At 31.2% G+C, this 18337-nt stretch carries 18 protein-coding genes; 4 read left to right on the top strand and 14 right to left on the bottom strand.

What is annotated here, in order from left to right; all coding sequences use genetic code 11:
- Positions 1-4 precede the first annotated feature (4 nt).
- Positions 5-1306, bottom strand: coding sequence for a pyrimidine-nucleoside phosphorylase (locus EQ029_RS03945; protein ID WP_037559634.1), 1302 nt, complete (start codon positions 1304-1306; stop codon positions 5-7).
- A 61-nt stretch (positions 1307-1367) separates the two neighbouring features.
- Positions 1368-2030 (bottom strand): deoxyribose-phosphate aldolase, encoded by a 663-nt coding sequence (gene deoC / locus EQ029_RS03940; protein ID WP_016931222.1) that lies wholly within the window; start codon positions 2028-2030, stop codon positions 1368-1370.
- A gap of 166 nt (positions 2031-2196) precedes the next feature.
- On the opposite strand from deoC, the gene deoD reads away from it, so the two are divergent.
- Positions 2197-2907, top strand: coding sequence for a purine-nucleoside phosphorylase (gene deoD, locus EQ029_RS03935; RefSeq protein ID WP_033079614.1), 711 nt, complete (start codon positions 2197-2199; stop codon positions 2905-2907).
- Positions 2908-2979: 72 nt separating this feature from the next.
- Here deoD and EQ029_RS03930 read toward each other — a convergent pair whose 3' ends face one another.
- From EQ029_RS03930 to EQ029_RS03905, 6 genes are all read right to left on the bottom strand, one after another.
- Positions 2980-3423 carry a Dps family protein gene (locus EQ029_RS03930; protein ID WP_029376676.1) on the bottom strand — a complete coding sequence of 148 codons (444 nt, stop codon included), beginning with the start codon at positions 3421-3423 and terminating at the stop codon, positions 2980-2982.
- 241 nt (positions 3424-3664) lie between these two features.
- A complete protein-coding gene (locus tag EQ029_RS03925; protein WP_016931224.1) occupies positions 3665-4060 on the bottom strand; it encodes a thiol-disulfide oxidoreductase DCC family protein in 396 nt (131 codons plus the stop codon).
- 190 nt (positions 4061-4250) lie between these two features.
- Positions 4251-5624, bottom strand: a complete 1374-nt coding sequence (locus EQ029_RS03920; protein WP_011275204.1) for an EVE domain-containing protein — start codon at positions 5622-5624, stop codon at positions 4251-4253.
- A gap of 226 nt (positions 5625-5850) precedes the next feature.
- A complete protein-coding gene (locus tag EQ029_RS03915; RefSeq protein ID WP_011275203.1) occupies positions 5851-6081 on the bottom strand; it encodes a hypothetical protein in 231 nt (76 codons plus the stop codon).
- Positions 6082-6134: 53 nt separating this feature from the next.
- Complete coding sequence (locus tag EQ029_RS03910) at positions 6135-7067, bottom strand: type I phosphomannose isomerase catalytic subunit (protein ID WP_011275202.1); 933 nt, start codon at positions 7065-7067, stop codon at positions 6135-6137.
- A gap of 333 nt (positions 7068-7400) precedes the next feature.
- Positions 7401-8057 (bottom strand): SDR family oxidoreductase, encoded by a 657-nt coding sequence (locus EQ029_RS03905; protein ID WP_011275201.1) that lies wholly within the window; start codon positions 8055-8057, stop codon positions 7401-7403.
- Positions 8058-8200: 143 nt separating this feature from the next.
- Here EQ029_RS03905 and EQ029_RS03900 point away from each other — a divergent pair, with 143 nt between their 5' ends.
- Positions 8201-8530: an ArsR/SmtB family transcription factor gene (locus EQ029_RS03900; protein WP_011275200.1), complete on the top strand. Its 330-nt coding sequence runs from the start codon at positions 8201-8203 to the stop codon at positions 8528-8530.
- Positions 8523-9473, top strand: a complete 951-nt coding sequence (czrB, locus tag EQ029_RS03895) for a CDF family zinc efflux transporter CzrB (RefSeq protein WP_011275199.1) — start codon at positions 8523-8525, stop codon at positions 9471-9473. The genes EQ029_RS03900 and czrB overlap by 8 nt, the downstream gene beginning before the upstream one ends.
- A 77-nt stretch (positions 9474-9550) precedes the next feature.
- Here the strand turns inward: czrB and EQ029_RS03890 are convergent, their stop codons facing one another.
- Positions 9551-10282, bottom strand: coding sequence for a metallophosphoesterase family protein (locus EQ029_RS03890; protein ID WP_057504768.1), 732 nt, complete (start codon positions 10280-10282; stop codon positions 9551-9553).
- Between the two features lie 131 nt (positions 10283-10413).
- Between EQ029_RS03890 and EQ029_RS03885 the strand changes: the two genes are divergently transcribed.
- Positions 10414-11532, top strand: a complete 1119-nt coding sequence (locus EQ029_RS03885; RefSeq protein WP_053021755.1) for an EscU/YscU/HrcU family type III secretion system export apparatus switch protein — start codon at positions 10414-10416, stop codon at positions 11530-11532.
- Between the two features lie 56 nt (positions 11533-11588).
- Here EQ029_RS03885 and EQ029_RS03880 read toward each other — a convergent pair whose 3' ends face one another.
- From EQ029_RS03880 to EQ029_RS03860, 5 genes are all read right to left on the bottom strand, one after another.
- On the bottom strand, positions 11589-12443 hold the full coding sequence (locus EQ029_RS03880; RefSeq protein ID WP_230197428.1) for an HAD family hydrolase: 855 nt from the start codon (positions 12441-12443) through the stop codon (positions 11589-11591).
- 71 nt (positions 12444-12514) lie between these two features.
- Complete coding sequence (locus tag EQ029_RS03875; RefSeq protein WP_037559610.1) at positions 12515-13297, bottom strand: ABC transporter ATP-binding protein; 783 nt, start codon at positions 13295-13297, stop codon at positions 12515-12517.
- 258 nt (positions 13298-13555) lie between these two features.
- Positions 13556-15361 carry a glutamine--fructose-6-phosphate transaminase (isomerizing) gene (glmS, locus tag EQ029_RS03870; protein ID WP_011275192.1) on the bottom strand — a complete coding sequence of 602 codons (1806 nt, stop codon included), beginning with the start codon at positions 15359-15361 and terminating at the stop codon, positions 13556-13558.
- Positions 15362-16027: 666 nt separating this feature from the next.
- The gene (glmM, locus tag EQ029_RS03865; RefSeq protein WP_016931395.1) at positions 16028-17380 is read right to left on the bottom strand and encodes a phosphoglucosamine mutase; all 1353 of its coding nucleotides are present in this window, start codon (positions 17378-17380) and stop codon (positions 16028-16030) included.
- 24 nt (positions 17381-17404) lie between these two features.
- Complete coding sequence (locus EQ029_RS03860) at positions 17405-18337, bottom strand: CdaR family protein (RefSeq protein ID WP_011275190.1); 933 nt, start codon at positions 18335-18337, stop codon at positions 17405-17407.

Genomic DNA, 18337 nt, shown 5'->3' with positions numbered 1-18337 from the left:
ACTCCTACTCTGTAATTATTTTATGAATTAATGTTGGTGTTGTTGCTTGTGCTTGAATTTCAATACTTTCATCAAGTTTCTTAATAACGTCGTCAAAATTTTCACGATTACTGTGAATGGTTAATAAAGATTCTCCCTCTTTAACAACGTCTCCTACTTTCTTGTTTAATACAATCCCAACACTTAAATCTATTTCATCCTCTTTAGTTTGTCTCCCTGCACCTAACATCATTGAAGCAACACCAATTTCATTAGCAATAAGTTCTGAAACTACGCCACTTGATTGAGCTTTATACTCGATTTGATATGTTGCTGTTGGTAATAATTCAGGCGCATCAACTACTGAGGCATCGCCACCTTGATTCTCTAAAAATGTTTTGAATTTTTCTAAAGCTGAACCATTTTCAATTGCTTCATTTAATAATTGACGTGCTTCCTCAAGTGTATTTGCTCTATTAGCTAGAACTACCATTTGAGAACCGAGTGTTAATACAAGTTCAGTTAAATCTTCTGGTCCTTTACCATTTAATGTATCAATAGCTTCTTTCAATTCTAAAGCATTACCAATTGCTCGACCAAGTGGTTGGCTCATGTCAGAAATAATAGCCATTGTATTTCTACCTACATTATTCCCTATACTAACCATAGCATGTGCTAACGCTTCAGCGTCCTCTAATGTTTTCATGAAAGCACCGTTACCAGTTTTAACATCTAAGACGATAGCATCAGCACCCGCAGCAATTTTTTTACTCATAATAGATGATGCAATTAAAGGAATTGAGTTAACTGTCCCTGTTACATCTCTCAATGCATAAAGTTTCTTATCAGCTGGAGTTAAATTACCTGACTGTCCAATAACAGCAACTTGATTTTCATTAACAAGTTTAATGAAATCCTCTTCAGAGATTTCAACGTGAAATCCTTTGATTGATTCTAATTTATCAATTGTTCCACCCGTATGTCCTAAGCCACGACCACTCATTTTGGCTACTGGGACACCCACTGCTGCCACTAGAGGCGCTAATACTAATGTAGTGGTATCACCAACGCCTCCTGTTGAATGCTTATCAACTTTAATACCATTGATTTTTGATAAGTCAATCACATCACCTGAATTAACCATTGCCATAGTTAATGCTGCACGCTCTTCGTCATTCATATCTTGGAAAAAGATAGCCATAGCTAAACTCGATGCCTGATAATCTGGAATATCCCCATTCGTGTAACCTTTGATAAAGAATTCAATTTCTTCTTTTGATAATGATTTACCATCGCGTTTTTTTTCAATAATATCTACCATTCTCATAATTCTGAACCCCTCTCAAAATAAGCTGTTGTATCTGTGTGCTGTTACGTTAATTGCATTATTAATAATCAGAATCTGACTCTAAGCCTTGAATAATTTGAACACCTGCACTCGCACCTATACGCGTAGCACCTGCATCAATCATTTTGTTGAAATCTTCCAAACTGCGAACGCCACCTGATGCTTTAACCTCTAATTCGTCTCCCACTGTATCTTTCATTAATTTCACATCTTCAGGTGTAGCGCCTCCCCCAGCAAAACCAGTTGATGTTTTAACGAAATCAGCACCAGCTGCTTTCGCTAATTCACTTGCTTTAACTTTTTCTTCATCTGATAAAAGCACAGTTTCAATAATCACTTTTACTGTTTTTCCATTTGCTGCTCCAACTACGCCCTCAATGTCTTTTTGAACATCTTCAAATCTTCCATCTTTAAGTGCGCCGATATTGATAACCATATCAAGTTCAGTTGCGCCATTTTTTATGGCATCTTCAGTTTCAAAGATTTTAGTAGCAGTTGTAGTAGCACCAAGTGGGAAACCTATAACGGTACAAACCAATACATCAGAATCATTTAATCGTTCTGCTGCATATTTTACATGTGTAGGATTTACACAAATAGATTTAAAGTTATACTCTTTGGCTTCATCAATAATTTGATCGATTTGTTGACGTGTAGATTCAGGTTTCAATAATGTGTGATCAATAAATTTAGCATAATTCATAGTAGTTTCCTCCAATATGTTGTTAAATTTAAATGATATTCCATCTAATTGGAATATTAACTATTTAAATTAATATAGTCCTCTCATTTCTATAGTACAAAAATTCGCAAAAAAGTTAAACAAATGTTATCTTAATCTTAACAATCATGATAAGGAGAAGATATTAATGACAAATGGCACACCTCATATTCAACCTAACGGAACAAAAATCGCAAAGACTGTTTTAATGCCTGGCGATCCATTACGTGCAAAATATATTGCTGATAACTTTTTAGAAAATGTTGAACAATTTAATGAAGTTAGAAATATGTTTGGTTACACAGGTACATATAAAGGAAAAGAAGTTTCTGTAATGGGATCAGGGATGGGAATACCAAGTATCGGTATTTATTCTTATGAGTTATATAATTTCTTTGATGTTGATACTATTATTCGCGTAGGTTCATGTGGCGCATTACAAGAGAATGTAAATTTATATGATGTCATTATTGCTCAAGCAGCATCTACAAATTCTAATTATGTTGATCAATTTAATATACCTGGTCACTTTGCTCCAATAGCTGACTATGAACTCATCACTAAAGCTAAAAATGTAGCAGATGAAATAGGAGCAGTAAGCCATGTAGGTAATGTTTTATCTTCAGATACATTCTACAATGCTGATAAAACATTCAATGATAATTGGCAAAAAATGGGTATATTGGGTATAGAAATGGAATCAGCAGGTTTATACTTGAATGCAATTAATGCTGGTAAAAAAGCGTTAGGTATTTTTACAGTTAGTGACCATATTCTAAGAGACGAAGCAACTACAGCTGAAGAAAGACAAAATTCATTTACTCAAATGATGGAAATAGCATTGGAAATCGCCGAGTAATATCAAATTCTAATAGATAATAAAAGGTGCTTGAGACGATAATGAAATCTCAAGCACCTTTTTATATATTAATTAAACTAAATATGATTTGAACATCCAATTGTGTTTATCAACAGAATTTTTCATACCGATGAACATATCTTCTGAAACATCATCGCCAGCTTCTCCAGCTACTTCTATAGATTTAACTAATTGCTCTGAGATATGAGTTAAATCATTAGAGAAGGCTTCAACCATTTGTTCAGCTGAGTAATTTTTACCCGCTTCATCAACGATAGAAATTTCAAGACTTTCTTTCAATGTACCTACTGGATTTCCACCAATTGCTAAAATACGTTCTGCTAAGTCATCTACATATTGACTAGCTTCATTGTATAACTCTTCGAACTTCTCATGTAATGAGAAGAAATTAGGTCCTTTAACATACCAATGGAAATTGTGCAATTTAGTATATGCTACTGTCCAGTTTGCAACTTGTTGATTTAATTCTTTTACTACATCTTGTTGACTCATTATATTCTCTCCTTGTACTTCTAAATTGTTTTCTCTTTATTACAATTATTATTATATTATAATGATTATAATCTGTAAATAGTTATGTTTAACTTTTTTATCACTAATTTTTATAACTACCTTTTCTTATTAACTATTAAAACTTATATAACAGTATTTGAAAAGTAATTTGCATCAGCAACTAAAATAATATATATATTTACTAACAAACCACTCATTATCAATTATGATAACATTTTATCAATTAGATGCGTTTATCATCTATGAAAAAGGATTTTTCATATTCATTTGGATTATGCCAATGCGTCTTCCACATCCTATTTCGATTATTTGCAAATAAATTATACGCTAGATCTCTTATTTGACGTGGAATAACTTTAATTAACAATCCTAACCACTTGTATTTCGTTGTAGTCATGATAAGACTAGCAATCGCATTGGATTTAAACTCTAAATGTTGACCACGTTGTAAAATCACGCTGTTTTTATTTAATGCTTCTGGATGTTGTTCAAATAAGTGTTGCCCTGCTTCCCCTTTTAAAGTTGCGAATTCATAACTCTTAGGAAGTCCATTCTGTATTAACCAAATGCAATAGTTATAACAATAAACACAATTACCATCGTAATAAATAATAGGCATTTCTTTCACCTTCCTCTAAGTCTTATTATTAATATTCCATGCTATGCCTTACATTAAACACTAAAAATGTCCATAGCATAGCATGCCTTTAACTATGAATGTTTTAAATTTGATATAAAATATTAAAGCCATAATAATAAAATTAAAAACCTGAGACATAGTAAAACGTCTCAGGTTTAGTTATCTAAAGTTATTCATGATTTACTTTTACAATTCTTGTATATTTAAGAAATTGATTTGAATATTTGCGTTTTATATCTTCTAGACGGTCGTAAGTTACACCAATAATATGCCAGTTCGGATTAAAATGATAGAATGAATCTTTTTCTCTTGACCATTTTACCATTTGTCCCTCTTTATTATATCTAGGTAAAGTTACTTCATATCCTTCTAACACATTGATGTATGTTTGGAAAATGTCAGGATCAATTCTATTAAAATTATCAATGACTAAATAACTTTTATCATTTTTAGGCATTAATTGAGTGATAAAACCTTCGCGATAGTATAAGGCACCAGTTTCATTTGGTAAATATTTACCATATAACATGTCCTCTGTAAAATCCGGATGTCCACTAGTTATTACAGGATTTGCATTTGTCTTTTGTAATAAATTATTTGCCGCTTTCAATCCTTCTTCTCGTTGTTCTACAACCAACAATATAAAAGGTTTTATTGAATCATCATGACTTGCTGAATCAATTTCAGTTTTTTTAATTGTTTCAAAAGGTGTTTTCACACCATCATTATTACTCATTTCAATAATAGCATCGTATTGAGTTTGACTCATGCTTGCGATGGCCTGTTTCGCATTTTCTTGTAAAAAATAAAGATTTTTTAATTTAGGATGTTTATTTAATGCACCTAATGTCACTGGAGTAATATGCTTATCATAATATATTTCAATGGCAGTACTATTTGTTCTCCCAGGAATAGGTGGTTTCTCATGAATATGTCGAGAAACTTCTCCAATACCTACCACTGACTGATCTTCATATTTATTATAGAAGATAAGATTATCTCCTATTTCTAACTGATTGTAAAAATGATATCCATTACGTTTAATGCCGTTATACGTATGAGTATAAATAGTATAATATTCTCCTGATTCAAATGACTCAGTTTCAGAAAGGAAGAAATAACGTGGAAGTTTCTCTTCACCTTTACCTAGAGAAACAATTAAATCATACTCTTCTTTAGTTAATTGATTAATTAATGTTTCACGCATATTATTCATGCGAAAATCAAGCGTTTCACTACGTTTTAAATAATCAGTAGTAAGTGGTTTTAATAGTTCATTAAATTTAAATTCAACTCTAATTTTATTTTGAGCACCTGTTTGAACACTAATAATTTCTCCAATACCAAGTAATCCAGTATCTGTTTGGACTTGATAAAATATAACTTGATCCCCTGTCTTAGCCTTTTTGAAGGCTCTAAAACCTTGAGTAGGGTTGAATTGAGCTCCAGATTCAAATAATGTTGTTTGACCTACTAACGGTTCATTGTGATTCCATCTAGTATAGCCACAGTTAAGCCAAAAGTAATTTACTTCTTCTTCCATTGTGGGTCTCCTTTAAATTAATTCTCGAAAGTTATTATGTATTTTAATTGATTTCATTGTATTTTAATTAAATGCTATGTTTAGTAAGTTATGCTATAAATCTTAACATATCGTCGTTATTTATGTTTAATTTTTTTAGTATTTTATCTCAATTTAATAAGTTGCTAAAAAGGGGAACATTCAGAATCCATTATTAATAATTCTAAATATTCCCCTATGCATTAATTTAATGAGGTGCTAGTAAACTACCTAATAATGGCATTAGATTGATCATGATGCCACCAAGTTTTAGTAATCCACTTAAATCTTTATCTTTAATGGTAATAATTGCACTTATAATACCTAATATAGCAACAACTCTAGGAATAACAAGTGAAGGATATTGTGGCATATTGAAAAAGACACCTGCCCCAGCTATCACACCACATACTAAAGAGATATATAAAAACTGTTTCAATATTCACACTCCTCTTTAATACAATGAATCATTTATAACACGAACAATAAAAATCAAATATAACTAATGATTAGTGTAAAGTCTCCTTCAAAGACACTATCTAAGTCTTCTGAAGTCAGCACAAAATTGGAACCTTTTTGAATCTTGAAGATTTCTCCATCAATAATAATTTGTCCATCACCATTTAAAACTGAAACAAGACAAAATTCTCTAGGTTTCATATAATTTAATGTCCCACTAACTTCCCATTTAACCATTGTAAAGAAATCATTAGACACAATGTGACTACATTTATGATTTTCAATAATTTCATTTTCAGGAACGATACTAGGTAGTTCTTGAGAATATTGAATAACATCTAATGCTTTATCAACATCTAATGAAGAACTATTTTCACGTTGTCTATTATAATCATATAATCTATATGTAATATCTGAAGATTGCATTGTTTCATATACAGTTATACCTGAACCGATTGAATGTATAGTACCAGCAGGAATAAAATAAAATTCCCCAGGTTGTACTTTAACTCTTTTTAAAGATTCCAATAAATTATCTTGGTTAATCTGATTTTCCAGTTCTTCTTTAGAGTTAACCGTAGTACCAATTAAAACTTCAGCATCTTCTTCTGCATCAATAATATACCAACATTCTGATTTGCCATATTGCCCATTTTCAAATTCATAAGCATAAGAATCATCTGGGTGAACATGAATCGATAGCGGCTCATTCGCATCAACTATTTTGCACAATAACGGAAAATCTTTGCTTGGAAAATCACCGAACAATTCTCTATGTTGCGTCCAAACTTGGTCTAATGTTTGTCCAGCATAAGGCCCGTTAAGGATCATACTCTTTCCATTTGGGTGTGCAGAAATCCCCCAACATTCTCCTGTGGATTCACTAGGTATATCATAATTGAATTGAGTTAATTTATTACCGCCCCAAATTTTCTCGAAAAAAATAGGCTTTAAAAATAATGGCATAGTTGCACCCCCTAAAACCATTTAAGGCTATATTCTCTATTTCTAAAGTAAATGATAATATCTGATTTATATGTATAAAACTTAAACGTTAATTATGTAAAAGTGTAATTATATTCAAAATAATTATTCAACATCACATGTGTTACCATTCGTATCTTTATTATATCAACTTTATCTCTATTTTAATAGAAATTATTTAAATGATAAAACACATAAAGAAGTGGGATAGAATTCAATTAGAATTCATTATCCCACCACAACTGAAATAATTACTATTAGTTAAAGTTTAATGAAAGCATTTTTTAACTCAATGATTATCTTTAAACAACTCATTTATTCAAATGAAGACAATGCTTCGCTTATTGTTTGATTACCTGTAATAACTTGGAATTCTTTATTAATGAATTTATTCTCAGATAAAGCAACCTCTTTTAACACAGATGCCACATCTTCTCTAGGTATAGAACCTTTTCCATCAAAGTATAAATCAGTCTCTATTTTAGAAGTTCCTTCTTTATCTTCTAACGCACCTGGATGAACAATCGTATAATTTAATCCAGAATTTTTTAAGTGTTCATCAGCATAGTGCTTAGCAATTGTATATGGTTTTAAATCACCGCTTGGATCAAATGCTTCACGACGAGCATCATACGTTGACACCATAATATAATGTTTAACATTGGCTTGTTTACTAGCTTCAATTGTCTTAATGGCACCATCTAAATCTACAATAATCGTTTTGTCAGCACCTGTACTGCCACCAGAACCCACAGTAAATAAAACTTTATCATAACCGTTAAATGTTTCAGTTAAGTCTTCAATACTATCTTTTTCTACATCAACTAAAGTTGCTTCAATATTATCTTGCTTTAATGTTTCAATTTGTTCGTTTTTACGTACACCAGCTGTAAAATCTACCTGATCTTCTTTAAGTTGCTTTACTAATTTAGAACCTACTCCACCGTTAGCACCTATAACTAATAAACTCATTCAAATCGTCCTCCTTAATATTACTACTTCCATCAATTTACCACTTAAATAAAAATTAAAACGTAAGTCATTTTTGACATAGTCAATCATGTATATTAAATTAATATATGAACATATATTCATATATTTAAGAGGTGATTTATTTGAATGTATCTTTAAGCAATTGGAACGAAGATGCTACCTTATTACAGACTACTGAAATTTTTAAAGCACTAAGTGATACAAATAGATTAAGAATTCTATTATTGTTAGAGCAAGAGGAATCTAGCGTTGGTCATATTACACATACGCTAAACTTGAGCCAGTCTAATGTTTCTCATCAACTTAAAATTCTTAAACAAGCTAGACTTGTTAAATCCTTAAGACAAGGTCAATCAAAAATCTATTCGATTGATGATCAACATGTTTCAACCCTATTGAAACAAGCCATTCATCATACGAAACATCTAAGAGGTGAAGTTTCAAATGACTAATCATTCTCATACACATTCACACAACCATTCACATGTACACACTAATAATAAAAAAATTTTAGCCATTTCCTTTATTATTATTGGGCTTTTCATGGTGATAGAAATTGTAGGTGGCTTTATTGCTAATAGTTTAGCATTATTATCTGATGGACTACATATGTTCAGCGACACAGTTTCTCTAGGTGTTGCCCTTGTTGCATTTATTTATGCTGAAAAGAATGCCACATCTAGTAAAACATTTGGTTATAAACGTTTCGAAGTTTTAGCTGCATTGTTTAATGGCGTCACTTTATTTGTTATTAGTATAGTTATTATCGTTGAAGCAATTAAAAGATTTTTTGCACCACCCGAAGTTCAATCAACAGAAATGTTTATTATTAGTTTAATAGGCTTAATAGTTAATATCGTAGTAGCACTTATTATGTTTAAAGGCGGAGATACCAATCACAATTTAAATATGCGTGGTGCGTTTATACACGTACTAGGAGATTTATTAGGATCTGTTGGTGCAATTATTGCCTCAATACTCATATGGACATTTAATTTTACAATTGCAGATCCAATTGCGAGTATAGTGGTTTCACTGCTAATTTTGAAAAGTGCATACGGAATTACGAAATCATCTATTAATATTTTAATGGAAGGAACGCCCTCTGACATAGATTTAGAACAAGTCATCTATACAATAATGGGTCATGAGGAAATACAAAATGTTCATGATTATCATGTTTGGACTATTTCTAATGATATGAATGCATTAAGTTGTCATGCAGTTGTAGATAAATCACTTACGATAGAGGCTTGTGAGCAATTACTTAAACAAATAGAACATGAATTAGCACATCTTAATATACAACATATGACGATTCAATTAGAAACACCAAAACATCAACATGACGAATCAATTTTATGTTCTGGATTTATGCATCAACACTCACATTAGTATAACCTATTAAAAATTAATCAGGGGTTAGACGTTGAATTCGAATTGAATTCTGTCTAACCCCTATTTTTTACAACTTATAAAAAATGTTCAAAAATGAGTTGCTTCGCTGGCACTTGTTTTTCATCGAACCCTTGTAAATATTCTTCATTATCATAAGGTAGCTTAATTCTTTCGATTGAAAACTCGTTATCATTAATCGTTACAATACCGTACACGGCATTGGCTCCATTGTTTAAACCTACTGCGCCAGGATTAAAATAAATTGTTTTATTATCATCATATAAATGCATTTGATGATTATGGCCAAATGCAATCAAATCAGCATCTTTATCTTTAAATAATTCAATAATATTTTCTTTACTATTTTCAGTAATTGGACTAAACGGCTGTCCTTCAATACCAGTCTCCAATTTTTGATTCTCAATTTCATAATGAATGAATAGTAATTTTTTTCCACAAATAGTTTTTTCGATATATCTAGGTAATAAATTAAGCTGGTCATAGTAATCTTCATCCATATGACTCTCTATCCATTGATGATGCTCATAAAATTTATCCTTCAAATCTTCAGGATAAGGCGTGCTATTTACTAATGACATAACCGCTTCATCATGATTACCAGCTATAATTTCCATATCATCACGATCAAATATTGTATCGAGTACTTTATTTGTTTCATGACCAATTCCGATATTGTCCCCGAGATTGTAAATTTTATCGATGTCTTCTCTATTATCAATATCATCTAAGACAGTTTGTAATGCATCGAAATTACCATGCACATCTGTAATAATCGCGAATTTCATGATGATATCTCCTTTCAAAATTTAATCATTAGCATATTTTAACACTTAATCTTCAAATATGTTAGATATTATTTTAAAAAAAGTATAAATTTTGATATTGTATTTATATTAAAGTAAAGGAGTGCTTATATTTGTTCAAATATCATAGTTTGGCATTAAAAAATGCTAAACCGCAAATTCTTAAGACGATTTTGTTTAGTATCGTTAGTTTCATTGTAGTATTTGCGGTTTTTGCTGTTGCTAGAACTTTCTTTATGCAATATTTCATGCAAATGCAGCTAGCAGCGCAATTACAACAATCATCGGGTCCGTATTTAATTATTATGATCCTGGCTTTATTATTGGGATTATTATTCTTTATATTTGCAGGTTATCAATTACTAGCAGGTGCAATTAATGTTATTGCAAAAGCAATTTCAAGAGAAGATGTTCATTTCAATGACTTATTTGTTGCATTCAAAAAAGGTAAATATGGTAAGAGTTTAATTTTATCATTAATCTCAATTGGCTTATTTATAGTGATGTACTTAATCATAATGGCATTAAATTATTTATTTAATTTAGCATTAACACCTTTATTTACATCATTACAGTCAGCTGTAAGTTCATCTGATAATGCAATTGCCATTTTACTAACAATTCAAATCATTATTTTAATTATTATTGGATTAATTACATCAATCGTATCATGGTTTTTTTTCATTTTAATGATTAATTATACTGTTTCATTAGTAAGAGAATCTAACTATAGTGCCATGTCTCACTTTAAAGATGGCTTTAGAGGTATTAGAAATGGCCATAAAACTTGGTTTAAATTCTTTATAGCTGTTCTTTTAATCAATTTAATTATTATTATCATTACTCAACCACTTGGTACAATTCTTTCTGTAACAACTGGAAACATGTCTCAAAAAGTTGCTACAGTCATTCTGTATGTAGCACAAGTAATTATTGTTGTATTACGTTTAATCCTTTATTTTGTTCTTATAATGGGTGCAGTTCAGTACTTCTTAAAACGTGGTGAAAAATTAAATAAAACTACTAAAGAGAAGAAGAAAAAGCACAAAAATAAAGATAAAAGCGTAACTAATAAAAATGAAACATTGAGTAATCAACAAAAAATTGACAATTCTCATCAACCTTCTAAAAACAATGTTGAAGGACATTCAAATAATGTTACAAACAATGTTAAACAAAAATCTGAGAATGCCAAAGATGAAGTAAGTCATAATTTCAATAAAGATAAATAACACAAATAAGGTGGAACCCAATTAAATAAGGGTTCCACCTTTTATGTTCAACAATTTTATTTTAGGAATTTGCTTTCTAAGAATAATGCAGCACCATCTTCTTCATTAGTGAATTGTGTCACTTCATTAGTAATTTCCTGTATTTCTTGTCGTGCATTTTTCATTGCGACGCTATAACCACCAAATGCAAACATAGCTCTATCATTATCACTATCCCCTATTACAAGCGTGTCTTCTTGTTTAATATTAAAGTGTTCTATCATTTCTTTAATACCCGTTCCTTTATCGGTATGATATGCCATAGTTTCAGCGTTAAATCTTGATGAATTAGAAACACTAATGTTTAAAAGCACTTGATTTTGAATAAGTTCATCTCTAAAAGTTGTTATTTTTTCTAAGTTTGGCGTAAATAAATATATTTTAGCATAGTCATCTTCAGGTATGTCCTCTTTCCAATCAATCTTACCAGACATTGCATCTAATCTTGATTTCCATTCACTTTCGCTTACACGATTTGGAGGCGTATCACCTTTAATCATCTCTTGCATCCATGCTTTATCTTCATTTAGCGCAATTCTTGATCCATTAAATGGGAAAACTTCATAATATATTTCTTGCTGTTGTGCTAAAGATACGATTCGTTTAACACTTTCACTCGATAAACTATGCATGAAAAGATTATCATCGTTTACTTCTCCACTCGTACCATTAGAACTGATGATTCCATCAACTTCAAATTGAGGAGGTACAAGTTGATCAATCTCTGTATATGAGCGACCAGTTGCTAAAAATATCTTATATCTCTTTTCTCGTAATTCATCAATAACTGATTTTGTTTTAATTGAAGCTTTATTATCCTCATGTAAAATTGTTCCATCCATATCTAGAAAAATCGCTTTGATATTATTCAATGTCATGTAGCCTTCTCCTTTACGTGTCTTTCTTAAAATTGTGGCATTATTTGATGAATTGTGCAACGAGATTACCCTATCAGGTGTAAAGAAAATCGATTTTTATAATTCATAACTTCTACATTTCTATTGAAAAGAGATGACATCGTCTTATTAGTTAAAACATCATCAATATTTCCTTGTGCGAAATTCACGCCTTTACTTAAAATAAAAATTTTATCAAATATTGGTATGATTTCTTCAATGAGGTGTGTCACATAAATGATAGTAATTTCAGGTCGCTCATGTGATAAAGTTTCTAATACTTCCAATAGTGTTTCACGCGCTAAAAAATCTAAGCCCGAAGCTGGCTCATCTAAAATCAATAATTCTGGATTACTTATAAGCGCACGTGCAATCATAACCCTTTGTTGTTGTCCAGTTGATAAATAACCGAGGTATTCATTCTCAAATTCTGCCATACCAACTAATTTTAATAGCTTCTGCGCCTCTATCAATTGTTGATGATTGAATGTTTTGTATAGGCCAATAGATTTAAAATAGCCACTTAATACTACACCTATTACATGCTCGCCATCTTGAAATTGATTAGTGAGCTTGTTTGAAATGAAACCTATATGTTGTCTCACATTATCTGCTGAATATCCAACCATTCCAGGTGTCATACCAAAAAGGACTATGTTGCCACTTGTAATTGAATCATAAGCGTTCAGAATATTTAATAAAGTTGTTTTTCCAGCACCATTTAAACCATATAATACCCATTTATCCCCTTTTTTAATATTCCAATCAATACCATTTAATATATGCTTACCTCTTCTATATCGATGTACTTTATTCATTGAAATTAGCATAGTATCACCTCACAATACAATAATTGTAAGATAATTCAGATAAATTTTCAAAATAACAGATTGTATATTTTATAAGTTAGTATTACAAATAAAAAAGGAGCAAGATCAAATTCTTAATGAATTTAATATCTTGCTCCCACTAGGGTAACTATATTAGAGAAAAGCTTGTTATTAACGCTTTCACATTTAAGTTAGCCACTTCAATTTCAATGTTATCTAACCTTATTAAATTTTACCCCGTCTAAAAATTTAGACAAACTATTCAACTGTAACTGATTTAGCTAAGTTACGAGGTTTATCTACGTCTAATCCTCTGTGTAGCGCTGCATAGTAAGCAATTAATTGTAATGTAACTACAGATACAAGCGGAGTTAATAACTCATGTACATGTGGAATTACATAAGTATCTCCCTCTTTTTCTAAACCTTCCATAGAGATAATACATGGTTTTGCTCCACGTGCTACTACCTCTTTGACATTACCACGAATAGATAAGTTAACCTTTTCTTGTGTAGATAATGCGATTACAGGTGTGCCGTCTTCAATTAATGCAATTGTACCGTGTTTAAGTTCTCCACCAGCGAATCCTTCAGCTTGAATATATGAAATTTCTTTTAATTTTAATGAACCTTCAAGACTTACATTATAGTCCATTGTACGACCAATGAAGAATGCATTACGCGTTGTTTCTAAGAAATCCTTAGCAATTTGTTCCATTACTGGAGTATCATCTACAATTGTTTCAATTGCAGTTGTTACTTTAGCTAATTCTCTCAATAAATCAATATCATTATCTCGACCGTGTGCTTTAGCTACAACTTGAGATAAGATTGATAAAACAGCAATTTGAGCTGTATATGCTTTTGTTGAAGCAACTGCAATTTCAGGACCAGCATGTAATAACAATGTATGATCTGCTTCACGTGATAATGTTGAACCAGCCACATTTGTAACTGTTAATGATTTGTAACCTAATTTGTTAGTTTCAACTAACACTGCACGGCTATCAGCAGTTTCACCTGATTGAGAAATATAGATGAATAATGGCTTTTCAGATAATAGTGGCATGTTATAAACAAATTCAGAAGCTACATGTACTTCAGTAGGTACACCAGCCCATTTTTCTAAGTATTCTTTACCAACTAAACCTGCATGATAACTTGTTCCTGCTGCGATGATATATATACGATCTGCAGCTGCAACATCTTTAACAATTTCAGGATCAATTTTTAGGTCGCCTTTTTCATCTTCATACTCTTGAATAATACGACGCATAACTGCTGGTTGTTCATTAATTTCTTTAAGCATGTAGTGATCATAGATACCTTTTTCAGCATCTGAAGCATCAATTTGAGCAGTATAAGTGTCTCGATCTTGTACATTGCCATCAAGGTCTTTAATAGTTACACTGTCTTTTTTAACAATAACAATTTCATGATCATGAATTTCTTTATATTCGTTTGTTACTTTAATCATAGCTAATGCGTCAGACGCAATGACATTGAACCCTTCTCCAACTCCAACTAATAAAGGTGATTTGTTTTTAGCTACATAGATTGTGTCGCTATCTTGATTATCAAGTAAGCCTAATGCATATGAACCGTGTAATAAAGAAACAACTTTAGAGAAAGCTTCTTCAGTTTCTAAACCTTTGTTCGAGAAATGTTCAACTAATTGAACAATAACTTCTGTATCTGTCTCAGATTGGAATGTTACATCTGATAAATATTCACTTTTTAATTCTTCATAATTTTCAATTACACCATTATGAACTAATGTAAAACGTTCATTATTAGATTGATGAGGATGTGAATTCACTGTACTTGGTACACCGTGTGTAGCCCAACGTGTGTGACCGATACCAACGTGACCATCAGTGTCATTGTTGTCAGCAACTTTTCTTAATTCTGCAATACGACCTTTTTCTTTAAAAACAGTTGTACCATTATCGTTTGCAACTGCAATACCAGCTGAGTCATATCCTCTATATTCTAATTTTTCTAATCCTGATAATAACAATTCTTTTGCATTATCATATCCAATATATCCTACAATTCCGCACATAAATTTTTCCTCCGTTAAATATAGCTTGAAAATTTTATCTGTTATATAAAATTTAAAAAGGTAAAGTGTTTTTAAACATTAGTAATTTTATTAACAATCCTATTAATTATTAATGTTTTATCTTTATTATATTTACCCATTAAAGCCATATTATATTTCTAAGATTTTATAAATTTTAGGCATTCTTATTATTTTTGTGCATTTAGTTACCTAAATGTTTTAAATAATAAGCTAACGAATGAGCCTCATCCGGAATAGCATCCGCCGATATTTTCGATGACTATTCTCCTCGTCTGCAAAGAAATAAATTGCCCTACAAAAGCTCTCATATTTAACTTTTGATTATAGGTACACTTATATTTTGCCCTGGCGCTTTATAATTTATTTAGAACTATCCTCCTTCCAATATTATTTATTTTACACTTTTCAGATAAATGAATGCAAACAATTTCCGACCTTTTTAGTAAAAATTTAAAATAAATATCTTTTGTAATCTTCTAAAATACATAATAATTGTTTCTAATTATTAAATTATTACCAAACAATATTGCAACCAATTAAATGAAAGCGCTTTAATGAAAGCCGCTAATTAATATTAAAAAAACTCCAAAGCTACACATTAAATGTAAACTTTGAAGGAAAACGAAAATTGTTTTATTAAATTGGTTACTCTAAGCCCATTTTAGATTGAACTTCATCAGCAATTCGCTGTGCAAAACGTTGCGCATCTTCATCAGTTGAAGCCTCGACCATTACACGAACTAATGGTTCTGTACCTGAAGGTCTAACTAAAATTCTGCCTTCACCATTCATTTCAGTCTCTACTTCATCCATCACTTTTTTAACATCTTCATTATCTTCTACATGATGCTTATCTGTAACTTTAACGTTAATTAGAGATTGCGGATATTTTTTCATTTGAGCAGCTAACTCACTTAAAGGTTTACCACTCATTTTAATAACAGCAGCTAATTGAACACCAGTTAATAAGCCATCTCCTGTAGTATTGTAATCCATCATAACAATATGTCCAGATTGCTCACCACCAAGGTTGTAGTTACCTTTTCTCATTTCTTCTACTACGTATCTATCTCCAACTTTTGTTTTATTAGATTTGATACCTTCGTTTTCTAAAGCTTTATAGAAGCCTAAATTACTCATAACAGTAGAAACAATCATATCGTTGTTTAATTCTTGGTTTTTATGCATTTCTTGACCAATAACAAACATGATTTGGTCACCATCAATAATATTACCTTTTTCATCAACAGCAATTAATCGGTCACCATCGCCATCAAATGCTAAACCAAAGTCGCTTTCAGTTTCAAGAACCTTTTCAGCTAATAATTCAGGATGAGTTGACCCACAATTATCATTAATATTATAACCATCTGGGCTGCAGCCAATTGTTTCAGTATCAGCTTCTAAATCTCCAAATAAGAAAGGTGCTAGTGCTGATGTAGAACCATTCGCACCATCAAGTGTGATTTTTAATCCTTCTAAATTAACATCAATAGTTGATTTTAAGTAGCTTAAATATTTCTGAGCACCTTCGAAGTAATCAGAAAAATGTACAATATCTGTTCCTACCGGTCTTGGTAAATCAGGATTATCTTGATCTAATAATGTTTCAATTTCCTCCTCTTGAGCATCAGATAATTTAAAACCATCTGCACCGAAGAACTTAATTCCATTATCAGCCACTGGATTGTGCGAAGCTGAAATCATTACTCCTAATTCAGCTCCCATTTCTCTAGTAAGGTAAGCTACTCCAGGTGTAGATATTACACCCAATCTCATAACTTCAGCTCCAATTGAAGCTAATCCTGCAATCAAAGCAGATTCAAGCATTTCACCTGACACACGTGTATCTCTACCAACTAAAACTTTTGGTCTGTCAGCACCTTCATTATGTGCTAATACATAACCGCCATAACGCCCTAACTTAAATGCTAATTCAGGTGTTAACTCTTTATTGGCTATTCCTCTTAATCCATCAGTACCAAAATATTTTCCCATCATTAATACTCCTTTTTAATTTTGTTATTTTAAGCTAATATGTGCTGTTATTTCATCTGGATCAGACTTTTTTACTTTGTCTGGTAATTTTAATTGAACATTCTGATCTGTAGATTCAGTTATATTATTCAAATCAACATTTGCCTCTATCTCATTAATATCTTGTAAATCATCTCTGTTACCATAAATCTCTATCTCATTCTCATCTAGTGTTATATCATCCAAGCTAGCACCATCAGGTAAACGGCCTTTTTTATTAATTTTAACTTTAACCTTCTTGCTATATTCTTGAAGTTTAACATTTAATTTGACTTGATTAGGCTGTATATTAACATCTAATTTATTTAATGATTTATCAAAAGCAGTGACATCTGCTACATCAGAAGTATCTTGACTTAATTTGTTAGCTTCTTTATAAGTAGCTTTTAAATATGCGATTTTCTTAAGTTGTTCTCGTCCTCCAGTTACTTTGACTGAATTAGGCTCAACAGAACTGTCTTTCACTTTATAGTTTGGGTCTATATCATCTTTCCCTATATCTGCTTGAACATGCATCGTTTTAGTTTCTTTATTTTCCAAAGTAACATAAGCTTGCTTAGGTTTAACATTGTAATTGATATCATTACTTAAGCCTTTAACGATATAGTCTTCTTTGTATTTTCCGGCTTTAGCGTTGGATAAATCCACTGCAACTTTGATATCATCGGTGTTTTCGATTTTTAATAATTTAGATTGTGGACCTGAAACAGTTACATTAACAGTCTCAGGAGCTTTAGTTACATGTAAATCTTTGGAATTATAAATTATCTCAACAGGTACATCTTCAATTGTTTTAGATGAATTTTGTGATAAATTATCATTACTAAAAATATTTCCAAATACATTATTAACTGATAAATAGAAAAAGATTGCCAATAGTAAAGCAATAAATCTGAGACCCCATTTACTCTCTAGCAT

The sequence above is a fragment of the Staphylococcus haemolyticus genome (assembly GCF_006094395.1).
GTDB lineage: Bacteria > Bacillota > Bacilli > Staphylococcales > Staphylococcaceae > Staphylococcus > Staphylococcus haemolyticus.
The sequence above is the reverse complement of the archived record's forward strand: the minus strand, read 5'-3'. Positions and strand labels throughout refer to the sequence as shown.

Bases quoted from the DNA above. Each gene is read 5' to 3' on its own strand.
- deoC (WP_016931222.1), bottom strand. From the start codon at position 2,030: ATGAATTATGCTAAATTTATTGATCACACATTATTGAAACCTGAATCT.
- EQ029_RS03945 (WP_037559634.1), bottom strand. From the start codon at position 1,306: ATGAGAATGGTAGATATTATTGAAAAAAAACGCGATGGTAAATCATTA.
- glmS (WP_011275192.1), bottom strand. From the start codon at position 15,361: ATGTGCGGAATTGTAGGATATATTGGATATGATAATGCAAAAGAATTG.
- czrB (WP_011275199.1), top strand. From the start codon at position 8,523: ATGACTAATCATTCTCATACACATTCACACAACCATTCACATGTACAC.
- EQ029_RS03860 (WP_011275190.1), bottom strand. From the start codon at position 18,337: ATGCTAGAGAGTAAATGGGGTCTCAGATTTATTGCTTTACTATTGGCA.
- EQ029_RS03905 (WP_011275201.1), bottom strand. From the start codon at position 8,057: ATGAGTTTATTAGTTATAGGTGCTAACGGTGGAGTAGGTTCTAAATTA.
- EQ029_RS03925 (WP_016931224.1), bottom strand. From the start codon at position 4,060: ATGCCTATTATTTATTACGATGGTAATTGTGTTTATTGTTATAACTAT.
- EQ029_RS03920 (WP_011275204.1), bottom strand. From the start codon at position 5,624: ATGGAAGAAGAAGTAAATTACTTTTGGCTTAACTGTGGCTATACTAGA.
- deoD (WP_033079614.1), top strand. From the start codon at position 2,197: ATGACAAATGGCACACCTCATATTCAACCTAACGGAACAAAAATCGCA.
- glmM (WP_016931395.1), bottom strand. From the start codon at position 17,380: ATGGGAAAATATTTTGGTACTGATGGATTAAGAGGAATAGCCAATAAA.
- EQ029_RS03910 (WP_011275202.1), bottom strand. From the start codon at position 7,067: ATGCCATTATTTTTAAAGCCTATTTTTTTCGAGAAAATTTGGGGCGGT.
- EQ029_RS03890 (WP_057504768.1), bottom strand. From the start codon at position 10,282: ATGAAATTCGCGATTATTACAGATGTGCATGGTAATTTCGATGCATTA.
- EQ029_RS03875 (WP_037559610.1), bottom strand. From the start codon at position 13,297: ATGCTAATTTCAATGAATAAAGTACATCGATATAGAAGAGGTAAGCAT.